The 18,045-nt window shown below is 35.9% G+C and carries 9 protein-coding genes; all 9 read left to right on the top strand.

Going from position 1 to position 18,045, the window contains the following annotated elements; all coding sequences use genetic code 11:
- Positions 1-64: 64 nt before the first annotated feature.
- The 9 genes from EKM02_RS08575 to sprA all read left to right on the top strand — a co-directional run bounded on the left by EKM02_RS08575 (position 65) and on the right by sprA (position 18,038).
- Positions 65-1,360, top strand: coding sequence for an MFS transporter (locus tag EKM02_RS08575; protein ID WP_126454190.1), 1,296 nt, complete (start codon positions 65-67; stop codon positions 1,358-1,360).
- 1 nt (position 1,361) lies between these two features.
- Positions 1,362-2,312, top strand: a complete 951-nt coding sequence (locus EKM02_RS08570; RefSeq protein WP_233592297.1) for a carbohydrate kinase family protein — start codon at positions 1,362-1,364, stop codon at positions 2,310-2,312.
- A gap of 6 nt (positions 2,313-2,318) precedes the next feature.
- The gene (locus EKM02_RS08565) at positions 2,319-4,055 is read left to right on the top strand and encodes a glycosidase (protein ID WP_126454189.1); all 1,737 of its coding nucleotides are present in this window, start codon (positions 2,319-2,321) and stop codon (positions 4,053-4,055) included.
- A 97-nt stretch (positions 4,056-4,152) separates the two neighbouring features.
- Positions 4,153-5,367, top strand: a complete 1,215-nt coding sequence (locus EKM02_RS08560) for an MFS transporter (protein WP_126454187.1) — start codon at positions 4,153-4,155, stop codon at positions 5,365-5,367.
- A complete protein-coding gene (locus EKM02_RS08555; RefSeq protein WP_126454185.1) occupies positions 5,364-7,229 on the top strand; it encodes a trehalase family glycosidase in 1,866 nt (621 codons plus the stop codon). Before EKM02_RS08560 ends, EKM02_RS08555 begins: the two co-directional genes overlap by 4 nt.
- Positions 7,230-7,300: 71 nt before the next feature.
- The gene (locus EKM02_RS08550) at positions 7,301-7,726 is read left to right on the top strand and encodes a CBS domain-containing protein (protein ID WP_126454183.1); all 426 of its coding nucleotides are present in this window, start codon (positions 7,301-7,303) and stop codon (positions 7,724-7,726) included.
- A gap of 158 nt (positions 7,727-7,884) precedes the next feature.
- Positions 7,885-10,161 (top strand): NADP-dependent malic enzyme, encoded by a 2,277-nt coding sequence (locus tag EKM02_RS08545; protein WP_126454181.1) that lies wholly within the window; start codon positions 7,885-7,887, stop codon positions 10,159-10,161.
- A gap of 101 nt (positions 10,162-10,262) precedes the next feature.
- Positions 10,263-10,844: a Holliday junction branch migration protein RuvA gene (ruvA, locus tag EKM02_RS08540; RefSeq protein ID WP_126454179.1), complete on the top strand. Its 582-nt coding sequence runs from the start codon at positions 10,263-10,265 to the stop codon at positions 10,842-10,844.
- A 27-nt stretch (positions 10,845-10,871) separates the two neighbouring features.
- Positions 10,872-18,038, top strand: a complete 7,167-nt coding sequence (gene sprA / locus EKM02_RS08535) for a cell surface protein SprA (protein WP_126454177.1) — start codon at positions 10,872-10,874, stop codon at positions 18,036-18,038.
- Positions 18,039-18,045: the final 7 nt, after the last annotated feature.

Raw genomic sequence — 18,045 nt, 5'->3', positions numbered from 1 at the left:
ATCTGTTTTTAATTGGCAATATTAAAATTATTTTTAGATAAAATTAACAAATCAACCAACCAAAATGAGCTTGAAAGTAAAATTAAAATTTTGGCAGATAATCAATATGAATGTTGGTTTTTTCGGCATACAATACAGTTTTGGCTTGCAACAAAGTGCCGTAAATCCTATTTATGATTTTTTACATGCAAGTCCGGATCAAATTCCTATTTTAAATCTTGCCGGACCCTTAACGGGCTTATTGATTCAACCCATTATTGGCGCGATGAGTGATAAAACGTGGCATCCAAGGTGGGGAAGGCGCAAACCGTACTTTTTTATCGGAGCCATAATTTGTAGTATCGCCTTATTTCTATTCCCATTTAGCAGTTCCTTATGGATGGCTGCAGGTTTGCTCTGGATTCTGGATGTTGGTAACAATACTGCTATGGAACCGTATCGGGCTTTTATTGCGGATACGCTGGATGAAGAACAACAACCAACAGGTTTCCAGGCGCAAAGTTTTTTTACTGGTTTCGGACAGTTTCTGGCTTATATTTCCCTTTTTCTGTTTCCAATTATTTTTGTAGGATATACAGGATCGCTACCAACGTGGATTTATGCCTCCTTTTTTTTAGGAGCAATTCTCTCAGTAACTTCCATTTGGTGGAGTATGGGTAAAACTACAGAAATCCCGCCAACAGCAGAAGAATTAGCTATTTTAAAAGCAGAACCTCTAAATGTTTTTTCGCCTTTTATCGATATTTATAAAGCAGTTTTAGAAATGCCAACGGTCATGTGGCAACTGTTTCTGGTGTATTTGTTTCAATGGTATGCCATGATGTGCTATTGGCAAAATAATTCGAAAAGTATTGCTTTGTCCGTATGGAATGTAACACCGATGAATGCAATAGGTTATGAAAAAGCGGTAGAATGGAATGGATTAATCGGTGCTTTTGGATTTATAGTTACTTTTTCAATTGCTTTTTATTTAGCGAAATTAGCCAAAAAACATGGAGCTAAAATGATTCATTTTGTCTGTCTTTTATTTGGAGCCGTTTCTTTTTTATGGTTTCCAATGGTGCAAAATCAATACATATTTTTTGCAGTAATTATTGGTTACGGAATTGCTTGGGCCAGTATGATGGGAATACCGTATTTAATGGTCGTTGCTGTTATTCCAAAAGAGCGTTATGGAGTGTACATGGGTATTATTAATATGATGATTGTTATTCCAATGATTATCCAAAACCTCTCTTTTGGTTATATTTTAAAGAATTTCTTAGACAATGATGCTCGCCAAGCCATTACTTTTGCGGGTGTATTGTTAGTTATGGCTGCGGTTTGCACATTATTAATAAAAATAAAAAAAACGAAATAAAGTGTATATTACAACAAATAATAATTGCGATAAAATAGATATTCTTTGTGTTGGTGAAGTATTAGTAGATTTTATTGGTCATCAAGAAGAGGTACTTATTAATGATACTAGAGATTATCATAGGTATTTAGGAGGTTCACCGACCAACGTTGCTATGAATTCAACGCGATTAGGGTTAAATACTATAATGGTTGCGACGGTAGGGAACGATGGTTTTGGTTCCTATATTTCGGAACGGTTAGCGAGTGTTGGCGTGAATACTAACCACCTTAAAGTCCTGAATAATAAATCAACTAGTGTGATTTTTGTTTCAAGATCTCAGGGAACGCCAGATTTCATCCCGTATCGTTCAGCGGATTGTTGTATTTATGAGGAACAAATTTCAACAGAAATATTATCCAATACCAAGATATTTCATACTACTTGTTTTGCATTAAGTAAAAATCCTGCACAAAAAACGATCTTAAAGAAAGCACAAGAAGCGTACGATTTAGGCTGTAAGCTCAGTATTGATGTCAACTATGCAAGAAAGCTGTGGAAAAGTGAAAAGAAGGCTTTTAAAGTGATCAATGCGTATTGTAAGTTCAATCCATTAATAAAAATTAGTGAGGATGATATGTTGCGTCTTTTTGAGAAGGAGCTTCCACATGAAGAAATATTTGAGTTTTTTCACCATCAAGGAGTAGATACTGTTTGCTTAACATTAGGGAGCAAAGGAGTAAAATTATCTCAAAAAGGAAAAGATGTCATACAAATGCCAGCAATAAAAATTGATAAAGTTATGGACTCTACGGGAGCAGGTGATGCTTTTTGGTCTGGATTTTTATTCGCTTATATTAAGGAAAAATCAATTAATGAATGTTTGGACATCGCTCTAAAATTAGCAGCTTTGAAATTGCAAAATGTAGGACGATTACCGGATAACATCAATATCCTTTCTAAACTTTTATAAGATACGATGCAAGAAAATAATAAAAAGATCAGTAATGGGGTTATGCTTAATATTTATCCGGATAGTATTGGAGAAAAATTAACGGACGCTGTAAGCATGCTTAAAATGTCTGAATTCAAAGATGTTTTTTCTTTATTGTATGTTCTTCCCACTTTTTTCAATAGCGATTTAGATAGAGGATTTTCAATTATTGATTATAATATCAATACAGATTTAGTTGGCACAAAAGATTTACTCGATTTAAAAGAACTCAATGTAAATTTAAAGTTTGATATCGTATTAAATCACCTTTCTGTAACTTCCCCCCAATTTAAAGACATACTGCAATACGGTAATGAATCAAAATTTAAAGATTTTTTTATAAATTGGAACGAATTCTGGCACGGAAACGGGATAATGAATGAAGATGGAATTGTAATTCCAGAACCAGAGTTTCTCAACAAATTGTTTATGAGAAAGTTAGGTTTACCTGTCTTGAAAGTACGTTTTCCGGATGGTACAGAACAGCCTTATTGGAATACTTTTTATCAGCAAATAACCTACAATCCAATTACTGTAGTTGATTTACAAAAACTAAAAGGGCTAACGGAAGAGAAAAGTCAGTTTATTGTTGCCGTAATTAATACCGCAATAAAGGATAATCAGGATTTAAACAGCATTGATTTTGAAGATTGTACTCCTTTGAAATCAGAAATTTTACAAATCGTTGAACAAAAGCGTTCCTATTTAGGACAAATGGATGTCAATGCGGCATCACCTTTAGTCTGGGATTTTTATGAAGAGACTCTGAAAAAATTAAACGGTTATGGCTGTAATATCCTTCGATTAGACGCTTTTGCCTATTTGCACAAACAAGTAGGGGAATCTAACTTTTTTAATAAACCGGGAACGTGGGAATATTTAGCGCGTATTAAGAAAATAGCAGCACAAAATAATTTGATGTTACTGCCAGAAATCCACGCAGAATATGGTTTGCATTTGCATGATGAGGTAGCTAATGAAGGGTATTATATTTACGACTTTTTCTTACCTGGTTTAACGATACATACCATCGAAAATAAAACCAGTAAAGCCATATTGAGTTGGGCTAAGGAAATTATTGCTAAAGGATATAAAACAGTAAACATGCTTGGTTGCCATGATGGAATACCTGTTTTGGACTTGAAAGGCAAGGAAGTAAATGGTGTTTATAATAAAGGATTGTTAGAAGATACCGAGATTGAATGTATCATGAATAAAATCATGGAACGTGGTGGTCGGGTAAAAAATATTTATGATCCATCAGGGAATAAAATTTCTTATTATCAAATAAATGCTACTTTTTTTAGTGCATTAGGTGAAAACGAACAGAAGTTGCTTCTTGCAAGAGCTATTCAAATGTTTATGCCGGGTATACCGCAGGTTTGGTATTTAGATATTTTTGCAGGTAAAAATAATTATGAAGCAGCAGATAATGGCGGTAGTGCTGGACATAAGGAAATTAATCGCACTACATTGACAATGTTGGATGTTGAGCACGGTTTGAAAACAGGAGTTGTTAGTAAACAGTTAGACATTATTCGGCTAAGGAATACTTCGAATGCATTTTCAGGTCAAGTAGAAATCAATGATGCTGTGGATGAAATTGTAGATATTAAATGGGTAAACGGAACTACAATTGCGCATTTAAAAGCAAACCTTCAAACCAATGGATTTACAATTGACCATACTGAAAACGGTTTGAAAAGCACTATGAGTTGTTAGATTTGATATCGAATCAAAATGGGGTATCAAAATATAAAAATTAAAGTTGTCCTATCCAAAGGGATTGAAAAACACTAATTATACAACTAATGAAAATATGAAAAAAAGTACTATAAAATTAGCCATGTATCTCAACTATTTTGTATTTGCAATTCTGCTGAACAGCGTGGGAATTGTGATATTAAAGGCGCAAAAAAATTATGGTGTAGATGAATTTCAAGCCAGCGTTCTGGAAGCGTACAAGGATTTGCCCATTGCTATAGTTTCGTTTTTAATCGCTTCGTTTTTACCCAGAATTGGATATAAGAAAGCTATGCTTATTGGTTTGGCTTTGGTTTCCGCAGCTTGCGTCAGTATGTATTATGGAAATTCTTTTGGAACGGCCAAATTGCTTTTTGCTACCGTGGGCGTTTCTTTTGCATTGATAAAAGTATCGGTGTATTCACTTATTGGAACCATAACAACCAATCAACACGAACACAATAGTTTAATGAGTAGCATTGAAGGCGTGTTCATGATAGGGATTGCATTAGCATATTTCTTGTTTCCAGCTTTTAATTCAGATGCGAATCCAGATGCTTGGTTGAACGTGTATTGGTTATTGGCTGGTATTTCGTTATTATCTTTTGGTTTTTTATTTTTTACTAAATTCGAAAATAAAATTGAAATTCCTGGCGTTGATCTAGCTGATGACTTCAAACAAATGTTCAAATTATTTGCAAAACTGTTAACCATCGTTTTTGTAATCAGCGCATTCCTATTTGTAATGATTGAGCAGGGAATTATGTCTTGGTTGCCTACTTTCAATAATAAGGTGTTGCATCTTCCGGAGAATATCAGTATCATGATGGCGAGTATTTTGGCTATTTCATTGGCTGTAGGCCGACTTGTTGCTGGGGTAATTACTAAAAGGGTCAATTGGATTTGGGTACTCAGTTTTTGTATTGTAGCAGCTATGCTCATTGTGATTTTTGTACTCCCTAAAACAGTTGGATTGAATGTCAAAGAAATCAATTCATTAAGCGATATTCCTTTGATAGGATTTGCATTTCCGTTAGTAGGACTTTTTATTGCACCGATTTATCCGCTTTTAAATTCAGTAGTTTTAAGTGCCTTGCCAAAAAAATTACACAGTTCTATGACTGGTTTAATTGTGGTTTTCTCAGCACTTGGTGGCACTTTGGGATCAAGAGTTATAGGTTATTTGTTTAAAAATGAAGGGCCGGAAAATGCCTTTTATTATACTTTAATTCCAATGTCATTACTGCTTGTTTCTTTCTTTATTTTAAAAAAACTTACCGCTAAACAATGAAATTCATACTTAACATAGACAAAGTATTCCAGGAACTATTGCTTCAAGAGGATACAGATCAGGATAAAAAAATTACGAAAGACGACAATGGGCCTAAAAAATTTGTTTTGGTTGACGAAAACACCAAACAGGAAGTGGCTATCATAGGTACATATCATTTGTCCAATTTATTACAGGAATTAGCGCAGCTTAAGGAAGCGAATTCAGTATTGGGTGAAGTCGATTTGAGTCGCATTCAAGAGAATCCAGTTCACCGAATTTCAAGAAAAATCAAGGATGATTATTGGGAGGAACTGACTCGTACCATTGATAAAAGAGGGTTGAAACAAATTATTGAAGATGAAAAAACGTCCAGTGATGTGGCAACACTTTATGTTGCTGCCAAAGACAAAACGGGAGTTGCTTATTTTCAAGAATTAGAAAAAGAATTGCCAAATTTTAAAGTTGAAATTCTGCCTGAGAATTATTCGGTGGAATATGTGGAAACTTTAAATGAAAAACCAGGAATTCTGGCTTTGGCTCTGGAACAAAAATTATACAGTCTGCAAGGTGTGCCTTTTGTGGTTCCTGGTGGAAGATTCAACGAAATGTATGGTTGGGACAGCTATTTTATTGGCGTTGGCTTGTTAATAGATGGTCAATTAGACAAAGCAATCGCAATTGCTGAAAATTTTAAATACCAAATTATTCAGTATGGTAAAATTCTGAATGCGAATAGAAGTTATTATTTGACCAGAACACAACCGCCTTTGTATTCTTCTTTGCTAATCGAAATTGCAAAAAAGAAAACACCAAGTGTAGACTGGTTAACAAGTCATTTGGGAACGGTCATTTTGGAGTACAATACAGTTTGGATGGTGCAAGGAAATCGCTTGACCCCAACAGGTTTAAACAGGTATAAAGCTGATGGAATTGGAATGCCATTTGAAGTAGAACCGGGGCATTTTGATGATGTTTTAGAGCCGTATGCTAAAAAATACAATTTACCTATTCGAGAATTTGAAAAACAATATTTACAGCGAACGCTTGTTGATGACGAACTTGACATTTATTTTGTTCATGATCGAAGCATGAGAGAAAGCGGGCATGATACAACAAACCGCCTGATAAATACGTGTACGAATTTGAATTCAATAGATGTCAATAGTTTTCTTTACAAATATGAAAAAGATGTCGCTTACTTGATAAAAGAATATTTTAGTAATGCTTTTCAAAGTGGCGAGATCCTTTACACTTCAGAAGAATGGGAACAAAAGGCACTTTCCAGAAAAACAAAAATGAATGAATTGTGCTGGAACGAGGACGCAGGTATGTATTTTGATTATGATTTTGTGAATCACAAACAATTTCCTTTTGAAGCTGCAACAACCTTTTTTCCTCTGTGGGCTGGGTTATGTGATGAAAATCAGGCCAAAAAATTAGTAGAAGTAGCCCTGCCGCAATTTGTGAAAACAGGTGGAATTACAGGAAGCACTAAGGCGAGTATTGCAAATGTTTCAAAAGAGGCACCGCCACGACAATGGGATTATCCTTTTGGCTGGGCGCCACACCAAATGTTGCTGTGGGAAGGATTGATTAACTATAATTATCTAGATAAAGCACAAGAAATGGTGTACCGATGGTTGTGGTTGATTACTAGAAATGCAGTGGATTATAATGGAACAATCCCGGAAAAATTTGATTTGGGAATCAGTTCTCATAAAGTTTTTGCCGAATATGGTAATGTAGGGACTGAATTTGATTACATCGCAAAGGAAGGTTTTGGCTGGGTGAATGCGTCCTATCAATATGGATTACAAATTTTGAATGAAGAATTAAAAGCTAAATTAGGAGCGTTGGTTTCTCCTGATGCTATATTTTAGAGCTTAAAAAAAGTTTTTGTTGTTTGAATGCATATTTTTTTTAACTTTATGATTCACTAAATGAATCAATTATGACAGTTAATCAAATTTTAAGTACTAAAGGGAAGGAAGTGTATTCCATACTTTCCACTAACACTGTTTACGAAGCATTGTCTGTGATGAGTGAAAAAAACATCGGAGCAATTCTTATTATTGAAGATACGATTTTGAAAGGTGTGCTGTCTGAAAGAGATTATGCTCGGAAAATTGTTCTGAAAGCAAAATCTTCAAAGAAAGCCTTTGTTCATGAAATCATGGAGACTGATGTGGTTACAGTAAGTCCATCGGATAATTTGGAGTACTGCATGGAGTTAATGAGTGCCAAAAGAGTGCGTCACCTGCCCGTTCTGGAAAATGAAATTGTAATTGGAATTATCTCAATAAGTGATGTGGTAAAGGCTATAATCGAGATCCAAAAAGAGACTATTCAACATTTAAACTCCTACATTACCCAATAAATAAGATTCAAAAAAAATATAATTATTTAAAGCTGCATTACGTGTAGCTTTTTTTTTGGAATCAAATCAGGTCTTTTTATGCAAAAGAATGGGAGAAAAGTCCTCTCTTTTTAAATCTAGACCCCTATCTTTACACGCTAGAATAAAATCTAAAAACAATGGAAAAGAATAGCAAAAGAAGAGAAGCATTATTATACCACGCAAAGCCGACTCCTGGTAAAATTCAAGTAGTTCCCACCAAGAAATATGCAACACAAAGAGATTTGTCTTTGGCCTATTCTCCTGGTGTAGCTGAGCCGTGTTTAGAAATTGCTAAAGACGTAAACAACGTTTATAAATATACTGCAAAAGGAAATTTAGTTGCAGTGATTACTAATGGAACTGCAGTTTTAGGATTGGGAGACATTGGTCCGGAAGCGTCAAAACCAGTAATGGAAGGAAAAGGGTTGTTGTTTAAAATTTTCGCCAATATCGACGTATTTGATATTGAAATTGGGACAAAAGATATAGAAGAATTTATCCAGACGGTAAAGAACATAGCGCCAACTTTTGGGGGTATTAATTTGGAAGATATCAAAGCACCGGAATCTTTCGAAATAGAAAGACGGCTTGTAGAAGAGCTTAATATACCCGTGATGCACGATGATCAGCATGGTACAGCCATCATTTCTTCGGCAGCATTGCTAAATGCCCTTGAGCTGGCCGGCAAAAATGTAGAAGATGTAAAATTGGTAGTTTCAGGAGCAGGTTCAGCCGCTCTTGCTTGTGCAAATTTATATATTTTACTGGGTGTAAAACTAGAAAATATCCTAATGTATAACAGCAAAGGATTGTTGACCAAAGACAATCCGAAATTGTCTGATTTACAATTAAAATATGCCAAAGACATTTTACCTATCAGTCTTGAAGAAGCTTTAGTTGGTGCTGATGTCTTTTTAGGGTTATCATCAGGAGATATTATGACTCCTAAAATGTTACAGGGAATGGCTATAAATCCTATCGTTTTCGCTATGGCAAATCCAGATCCGGAGATTGATTATAATTTAGCCATTGCGACTCGAAAAGATGTGATTATGGCTACTGGAAGGTCTGATTACCCTAATCAAGTGAATAATGTTCTTGGATTCCCTTATATTTTTAGGGGTGCCTTAGACGTGCGTGCGACCAAAATAAATGAAGCCATGAAAATGGCTGCAGTCAGAGCGCTGGCAGCTTTAGCTAAAGAGTCCGTTCCTGAACAAGTAAATATCGCTTACGGGGCTAAAAAGTTAACATTTGGACGGGATTATATTATACCTTCTCCTTTTGACCCAAGATTGATTATAGTTGTTGCTCCGGCGGTAGCGAAAGCAGCAATGGATTCTGGGGTTGCATTGAATCCTATAACGGATTGGGTCAAGTATGAAGAGGAACTTTTAGAGCGTTTAGGGAATGATAATAAAATGGTTCGATTGATTACCAATAGAGCTAAAATGGATCCTAAAAAAATCGTTTTTGCCGAGGCAGATCACTTAGATGTTTTGAAAGCAGCCCAGATAGTATTGGAAGAAGGAATAGGTTTTCCAGTTTTATTGGGGAATAAAGAAATTATTTTAGAATTGAAAGCTGAAATTGGCTTTGATGCCGATGTTGAAATTATTGATCCGAAAATCACTGAAGAAGAAGATCGAAGAAATAAGTTTGCCACAACATACTGGGCCTCCAGACAAAGACGAGGAATCTCATTATTAGATGCTCAGAAGCTGATGCGCGAAAGAAATTATTTTGCAGCTATGATGGTCAATGAAGGCGAAGCTGATGCATTGGTAACAGGATATTCCAGAAGCTATCCTACGGTGGTAAAACCTATTTTACAGCTTATCGAGAAAGCACCTGGCGCTTCGCTGGTGGCTACTACTAATATGATGATGACGGCTCGTGGGCCAATGTTTTTATCTGATACGGCTATAAATATTAATCCATCAGCAGATGATTTGGCAAAAATTGCAGTTATGACAGCTAAAACCGCCAGAATGTTTGGAGTAGAGCCAGTCATTGCCATGATTTCCTATTCTAATTTTGGATCTTCCTCAAATGAAAGTGCCACTAAAGTAAGACAAGCGGTTGCTTATTTGCATGAAAATCATCCGGAAATGATTATTGATGGAGAGCTTCAGGCTGATTTTGCCCTTAATCCAGAAATGCTGAAAGAGAAATTTCCGTTTTCTAAATTGGCAGGCAAAAAAGTAAACACCCTTATTTTTCCCAATTTGGAATCGGCTAATATCACCTATAAACTATTGAAAGAACTAAATAAAGTAGATTCTATTGGGCCAATCATGTTAGGGATGGGAAAACCTGTTCACATATTTCAATTGGGAGCCAGTGTTGAGGAAATGGTAAACATGGCAGCTATTGCTGTGATTGATGCTCAGGAAAAACAAAAGAAAAAATAAATTAAATTCAGAGAAGCGTCAAGAAGCTAACAAAGTTAAATTAATGAATTTACTAAAATAGTATGCTAATTTTGTTATATTTGTTAACATATTGTTAATTCATGATAGCACACTTACAAGGGAAACTAGTTGAGAAATCACCCACTCACATAATTATTGATTGTGGTGGCGTAGGTTACCACGTAAACATTTCCTTACATACTTATTCGTTACTTCCAAGCACAGATTTTATAAAAGTGTATACGTATCTTCAGATAAAAGAAGATGCGCATACACTTTTTGGTTTTATGGAAAAGTCAGAAAGAGAAATATTCAAAATGTTATTGTCCGTTTCAGGAATAGGAGCGAGCATAGCAAGAACAATGCTTTCCTCACTAGATCCTAAACAAATCATACAAGCAATTGCGACTGCGGATGTAATTACTATTCAGTCTATAAAAGGAATTGGAAGTAAAACAGCACAAAGAGTAATACTGGATCTAAAAGAGAAAGTATTAAAATTATACGACTTAGATGAAGTTTCTATGTCACAGAACAATACAAATCGAGATGAAGCGTTATCAGCTTTGGAAGTTTTAGGTTTTGTACGAAAAAATTCAGAAAAAATTATAGAAAAAATTGTTAAAGAGGATCCGGACGCCACAGTGGAAACAATCATCAAAAAAGCATTAAAAAATCTATAAAACAGGGATTCAAGAAACATGAGTTGTATGCATAAAATTTGTATTTTTTCGCTTGTTTTATTTTGCGGTTTTATGTCAAACGCGCAAGTAACTCAGGCAGTTCAGGATACCGTAAAAACCGGATTTTCTATAGGAAAGGTACAGTTAAAAAATCCTCAAAGTATCCTTTCGGCATATACCTACGATCCTGTAACTGACAGGTATATCTATACAAATTCCGTGGATGGTTTTTCTATTAATTACCCGATTATTTTAACACCAAAAGAGTATGAAAATCTTGTTTTGAAGGAATCCATGCGGGACTATTTCAAGAAAAAAGTAGATGCTATTGATGGAAAAAAAGAAGGAAGTGAAATTGCTAAAAGAGATTTATTACCTCGATATTACGTAAAATCAGGGCTTTTTGAATCTGTTTTTGGTAGCAATACCATTGATGTAAAACCTACCGGATCTGTTGAAATGGATTTAGGAATGCGGTATACCAAACAAGACAATCCCTCATTTTCCCCGAGAAACAGGACTACTACTTCATTTGATTTTGATCAAAGAATTAGCATGAGTTTGATGGGAAAGGTAGGGACTCGGCTCAATGTAAATGTAAATTATGATACGCAGTCAACATTTGCTTTTCAAAACCTGATCAAGCTGGAATATGCACCATCAGAGGACGATATTATTCAAAAAATAGAAGTGGGTAATGTCAGCATGCCATTGAATAGTTCCTTGATCCGGGGAGCACAAAGTCTATTTGGTGTAAAAACACAATTACAGTTTGGGAAAACGACAGTCACCGGTGTTTTTTCGGAACAAAAATCGCAGACTAAAAGTTTAATCGCTCAAGGTGGAGGCACAATTGAAGATTTTGAGATGTTTGCCTTAGATTATGATAGTGACAGGCATTTTTTCTTATCCCAATATTTTAGAAACAGGTATGATAAATCCCTGGCAAATTATCCTTTTATTGATAGTAGAGTTCAGATCTCCCGGATCGAAATTTGGGTAACCAATAAGCAAAACCGTGTCACGACCACGAATAATAACCTTAGAAATATTATTGCACTTCAGGATTTAGGGGAAGGACAATTATCGGGTTTGGCAGACAACGAAGTGGTTGTTTTAGATCCATCAACAGGCATTTTTAATAATCCCTTAGATTCTCCTGCTGACAATTCAAATAATGATTATGATCCTGCACAAATTACTACAGGAGGAGGTTTGCTGAATCCCAATATACGTGAAATTGTAACAGCAAACTCCGGTTTTAATGTGACAGTAAGTGAAGCACAGGATTATTCTAAACTAGAAAATGCTCGAAAACTGAATCCAAATGAATATACTTTTAATTCGCAATTAGGATATATTTCATTGCAACAACGACTGGCAAATGATGAGGTTCTGGCAGTGGCGTATCAATATACCATCGGCGATCAGGTCTATCAAGTGGGGGAATTTGGTAATGATGGAGTAGATGCAACGGTGGTTACGGGAAATGGTTCCTCAAATCAAGCGGTTATCTCGCAAAGTTTGATATTGAAAATGCTGAAAAGTAATTTGACTAACGTTAGAAACCCTATTTGGAACCTGATGATGAAAAACATCTATCAGATTCAAGGAGGCTATCAATTGAAACAAGAAGATTTCAGATTTAATATTCTCTATACGGATCCTTCGCCTCTAAACTATATTACGGAAGTATCCGGAAGTCCTTTTCCGGATGCTAACAATAAAAATGAAATTCCCTCAAAAGATTATACTGTTACCAGCACACCATTGTTGAAAGTTTTTAATTTAGACAAATTAAATTTCAATAATGATCCGCAAGCCGGAGGTGATGGTTTTTTTGACTTTATGCCAGGGCTGACTATAGATGCTCAGAACGGAAGAATTATTTTTACCACAAAAGAACCGTTTGGAGAATTATTGTTTTCTAAATTAGCAAACCCCGCTTTAATAGAAAATTATAACAATGTAAGTTCTTATAATGAGAATCAGAAAAAATATGTGTTCCGCAATATGTACCGCAACACCCAATCAGGGGCTTTGCAGGATAGTGAGAAAAATAAGTTCTTATTAAGAGGGAAATACAAATCTACAGGTGGTGATGGAATACCAATTGGCGCTTTTAATGTTCCTAGAGGTTCTGTTGTAGTGACCGCAGCAGGAAGGGTTCTGGTAGAAGGAATTGACTACAGTGTCAATTATCAATTGGGTCGCGTACAGATTTTAGATGCTTCACTTCAGGCCTCTAATACGCCTATTGAGGTGTCATTGGAAAACAACTCTGTTTTTGGCCAGCAAACCAGACGGTTTATGGGTGTAAATGTAGAGCATAAAATTGCTGATAATTTTGTGGTTGGAGCCACTTTTTTGAAAATGAGCGAAAGGCCATTTACTCAAAAATCGAGTTTTGGACAGGAATCGGTCAACAATACTATTTTTGGATTTAATACTAATTTTTCAACCGAAGTGCCATTCTTGACTCGATTGGTAAATAAATTACCCAATCTGGATACGGATGTGCCTTCCAATCTTTCTATACGAGGCGAAGTTGCTTTCTTAAAACCGGATTCGCCTAAAGCAGATCAATTTCAGGGTGAATCTACGATTTATGTAGATGATTTTGAAGGAACTCAATCTACTATTGATATGCGAAGCCCATATTCTTGGAGTCTTGCATCAACCCCAGAAAAAAACACAACTAGTACGTATGATTTTAATGCCAGTGCCAATGATCTAAGTTATGGGTTTAGAAGAGCCAAATTATCATGGTACTCTATTGATCCAATATTTTATACGCAAAAGCCCTCCGGTATTTCTAACGAAGACCTTTCATTTAATTCTACCCGAAGAATCTTTAGTCAGGAATTGTATCCCCTGACAGATATCGCCCAAGGGCAATCACAAGTGATAAACACATTAGATTTAAGTTATTATCCTTTAGAACGGGGGCCATATAACAACAGCCTAAATGTTGGTGCAAATTCCAGAGACAATTTTGGTGGAATCATGCGAGCATTAAATTCGACTAATTTCGAACAAGGAAATGTGGAATACATCCAGTTTTGGATTTTAGATCCGTACGTAGGAAATGGTCAGGCAGCACAAACAAATACGGGTAAAATATACTTCAACTTAGGAGAGATATCAGAGGATGTCCTGAAAGATGGAAGAAAACAATATGAAAACGGATTAGGACCGGATCAGATTGTAGTGAATCCACAGCCAATATGGGGCAATGTCCCGGCTTCTCAATCATTGATTTATGCTTTTGACACAAATGTTGATAATAGAAAAAATCAAGACATTGGTTTAGATGGTTTGTCTAATGCTAATGAAGGATCAGTATATACTAATTTTGCTTCTGAGCTGGATCCAGCGGCAGATGACTATACTTTTTACTTGAATGCATCAGGCGGCATTATTGATCGATACAAAATGTACAACGGTACTGATGGCAACTCAACAGTAGATATCAATGATCCTAACAGAGGGTCTACCACTCTTCCTGATGTCGAGGATATCAATAAGGATAATACGATGAATACCATTAATGCGTATTATGAATACAGCATTACTGTCCAGCCCAATATGGCCGTGGGACAAAATTACATTACGGATATTAGAAATACGCAAGTGACCTTGCCCGATGGTTCAAATACAGAGGCCCGATGGCTGCAGTTTAAAATTCCGGTTTCGCAACCTGAAAACACAATAGGAAATATTTCCGACTTTAGATCCATACGGTTCATGAGAATGTTTATGACCGGTTTTGAAGATCAAGTAACGGTTCGTTTTGGAGCCTTAGATTTAGTTCGAGGAGAATGGAGACGCTATACCAATACCCTTGATTTTAATGATACTAACATAGACGATGACAATACTAATTTAGATGTTTTAGCCGTAAATGTTCAGGAAAACAACCAAAGATGTCCTGTTAATTACATTACTCCACCGGGCGTAACGCGTGAACAGCTGTTTAATAACAACACGGTAATTAATCAAAACGAACAATCATTAGCCTTGCGGGTATCCGGAAACGGACTGGAACCATTAGACTCCAGAGCCGTTTTTAAAAATGTTAGTATTGATATGCGCCAATTCAAGAAATTAAAAATGTTTTTGCATGCAGAATCGTTACCAAACGAAATTGCACTTCAAGAAAATCAAATGGTAGGTTTCATTCGTTTTGGAAATGATTTTACCCAGAATTTTTACCAAATTGAAATTCCTTTAAAAGTCACCACGCCATCATCAGCATCTAATTCTGATTGCTCGCCTTTGAGTGCCGAAACAGTTTGGCCCGCAGAGAATGAAATTGATTTGTCACTTGCTTTATTAACGCAATTGAAGATTCTGGCTATGAGTATCGATCCTGCCACACTGCCAGTAGATGGGATTTATTATCAAAATGAAGATGAATTGGATTCCTCCCTGGGCAATAAAATAAATAAATTAAGAATAGGAGTTAAGGGTAATCCTAATTTTGGGTTAGTACGAACCTTGATGGTTGGGGTCAAAAATAATGATGCCCGCAACGATATTAAAGGAGAAGTTTGGTTTAACGAACTTCGCCTGGCAGATATGGATAATAAAGGCGGAATGGCCGCAGTGTTGAATATTGATTCAAATTTAGCTGATTTCGCTACTGTTTCAGCTTCCGGTAGAAAAAGCACTATTGGTTTTGGAGCATTGGAGCAAGGCCCAAATGAAAGAAGCAGAGAAGATACGCAACAGTATACTATTGTTGCAAATGTGAATTTAGGAAAATTACTGCCTCCAAAATGGCAGATTAACCTGCCTTTTAATTACGCTATAGGCGAAGAAACAATAACGCCGGAATACGATCCTTTTAATCAAGATATAAAACTAAAACAGTTACTGGATAAAACCACGGATCAAAATCAAAGAGATAATATTGCCAGTAGAGCTATTGATTATACAAAACGCAAAAGCATAAACTTTATCGGGGTTAGAAAAGAACGCGGTCCGGAACAAAAACAGCATGTTTACGACCCGGAAAACTTTACTTTTTCGCAATCTTTTAATGAAGTAGAAAGACATGATTTTGAAATCGAAGATTATATCGATCAACAGGTAAACTCTTCTGTAGATTATGCATACACATTTCAGCCAAAATCAGTGGAGCCGTTCAAGAAAACTAAGTTCATGAAAAAAAGTAATTATTGGAAGTTACTGAGTGATTTTAATTTTAATTATTTGCCTTCAAATATTTCGTTTAACAGCAATATTATTAGACAATACAACCGTCAGCAATTCAGACAGGTTGAGGTGGAAGGCATAGGACTTGATCCGTTGTATCGCAGAAATTTTGCTTTTAATTACCAATATGGATTTAATTATAATTTGACAAAATCACTGAAATTAAACTATACCGCTTCATCCAGCAATATTGTAAAAAGCTATTTGAACGAGAATAACGAACCTATTGATACGTTTACAATTTGGGATAGTTATTGGGACATGGGAGATCCAAATCAACACATGCAACAACTGGTTTTGAATTATGAAATTCCAATTAATAAAATTCCGTTGTTCAGTTTTGTAAAAGCAACGTATTCTTATACCGGTGATTACAGCTGGCAGCGTACTAGTAATGCTTTGTCAGAAATACAAATTGAAGGCACTAATTATAATCTGGGAAATACCGTTCAAAATGCAAATTCCAATAATTTGAATGCAACATTTAATATGGATTTGTTGTATAAATATTTAGGACTTGCCAAAAACAGTACTAAGACCGTACCTAAACCTAGAATGACTGCTCCAAAACCGGGAGAAAAAATAGTAAATAGGAATGCAAACCAAGCTCCAAAAAACAATCCATTTGTAGATGGTTTGATTGGGATGTTGACCAGTGTCAAAAATATTCAGATGACCTATACACACAATAGCGGTACCGTTTTACCGGGATACACACCAAGCGTGGGGTTTCTGGGTTCTTCAAGACCATCGTTGGGATTTATTTTTGGAAGTCAGGATGATGTTCGCTTTGAAGCAGCAAAAAATGGATGGCTGACCAATTATCCGGATTTCAACCAAAATTTTTCCCGAGTGACAAATAAATTATTTAAAGCTACAGCAAATGTAGATTTACTGCCGGATTTAAAAATTGATTTGACTTTAGATCGGGCCTACTCTGAAAATTTTTCGGAACAATATGACGTCACCGATGGCGTTTATAACGCAAGATCTCCCTACACTGCGGGTATTTTCTCGATATCGACCGTTCTGATAAAAACTTCCTTTTCGGGTAGTGATGAAAATATATCAGCTGCATTTGATGACTTTAGATCAAACAGGCTTACTGTGGCAAATAGACTGGCAACACAGCGCGGCATCGACATTAATAATCCGAGTAACCTGGATCCGGAAGGATTCCCTTTGGGTTATGGAAAAAATAATCAGGCCGTATTGTTACCAGCGTTTTTAGCTGCTTATTCTGGGGGAGATGCTTCTGCTGTTTCGCTGGGAATTTTTAGAAGCTTTCCAATCCCAAACTGGGCTGTGAAATATAACGGACTGATGCGTTATGAAGTTTTTAAAAAGAATTTCAAACGATTCTCCCTGCAGCATAATTACAGGGCTTCATATACGATAAATGCATTCAGATCAAATTTTGAATACGATAAAACACCCGACGGAACTGATGCAAGTGGTAATTTTTTTAATCAAACCATCATGTCTAATATCAATTTAGTAGAGCAATTTAATCCGTTGTTGCGAATGGATTTTGAACTGAAAAGTTCCTTGAAAGTATTGGCCGAAATCAAAAAAGACAGAGCGTTATCCATGAGTTTTGATAATAATTTATTGACCGAAGTCAAAGGAATTGAATATGTGGTGGGGCTAGGCTACCGTTTCAAAGATGTTATTTTTTCTTCCAGACTCGCAGATAATCCCACAGGAATAATAAAAAGCGATATTAATTTGAAAGCAGATTTGTCCTATCGCAACAATCAAACCATTGTAAGGTACTTGGATTATAACAACAATCAGCTGGCAGGCGGTCAAAATTTGTGGTCACTTACCGTAAAAGCTGATTATTCCTTTAGTAAAAACCTTACGGCTATTTTCTATTACGATCATTCTTTTTCTAAAGCAGTAATCTCGACTTCTTTTCCACTGACAAATGTTCGTTCCGGGTTTACACTTCGGTATAATTTTGGGAATTAATTTTCTT

This window comes from Flavobacterium sp. RSP49, assembly GCF_003968735.1.
In the GTDB taxonomy this organism is placed as follows: Bacteria; Bacteroidota; Bacteroidia; order Flavobacteriales; family Flavobacteriaceae; genus Flavobacterium.
This window is presented reverse-complemented; position numbering and strand designations above follow the sequence as displayed.

What these genes read in the sequence shown, in the direction of transcription:
- EKM02_RS08550 (WP_126454183.1), top strand. Translation starts at nt 7,301, where the DNA reads ATGACAGTTAATCAAATTTTAAGTACTAAAGGGAAGGAAGTGTATTCC.
- EKM02_RS08575 (WP_126454190.1), top strand. Translation starts at nt 65, where the DNA reads ATGAGCTTGAAAGTAAAATTAAAATTTTGGCAGATAATCAATATGAAT.
- EKM02_RS08545 (WP_126454181.1), top strand. Translation starts at nt 7,885, where the DNA reads ATGGAAAAGAATAGCAAAAGAAGAGAAGCATTATTATACCACGCAAAG.
- EKM02_RS08565 (WP_126454189.1), top strand. Translation starts at nt 2,319, where the DNA reads ATGCAAGAAAATAATAAAAAGATCAGTAATGGGGTTATGCTTAATATT.
- EKM02_RS08560 (WP_126454187.1), top strand. Translation starts at nt 4,153, where the DNA reads ATGAAAAAAAGTACTATAAAATTAGCCATGTATCTCAACTATTTTGTA.
- ruvA (WP_126454179.1), top strand. Translation starts at nt 10,263, where the DNA reads ATGATAGCACACTTACAAGGGAAACTAGTTGAGAAATCACCCACTCAC.
- sprA (WP_126454177.1), top strand. Translation starts at nt 10,872, where the DNA reads ATGCATAAAATTTGTATTTTTTCGCTTGTTTTATTTTGCGGTTTTATG.
- EKM02_RS08555 (WP_126454185.1), top strand. Translation starts at nt 5,364, where the DNA reads ATGAAATTCATACTTAACATAGACAAAGTATTCCAGGAACTATTGCTT.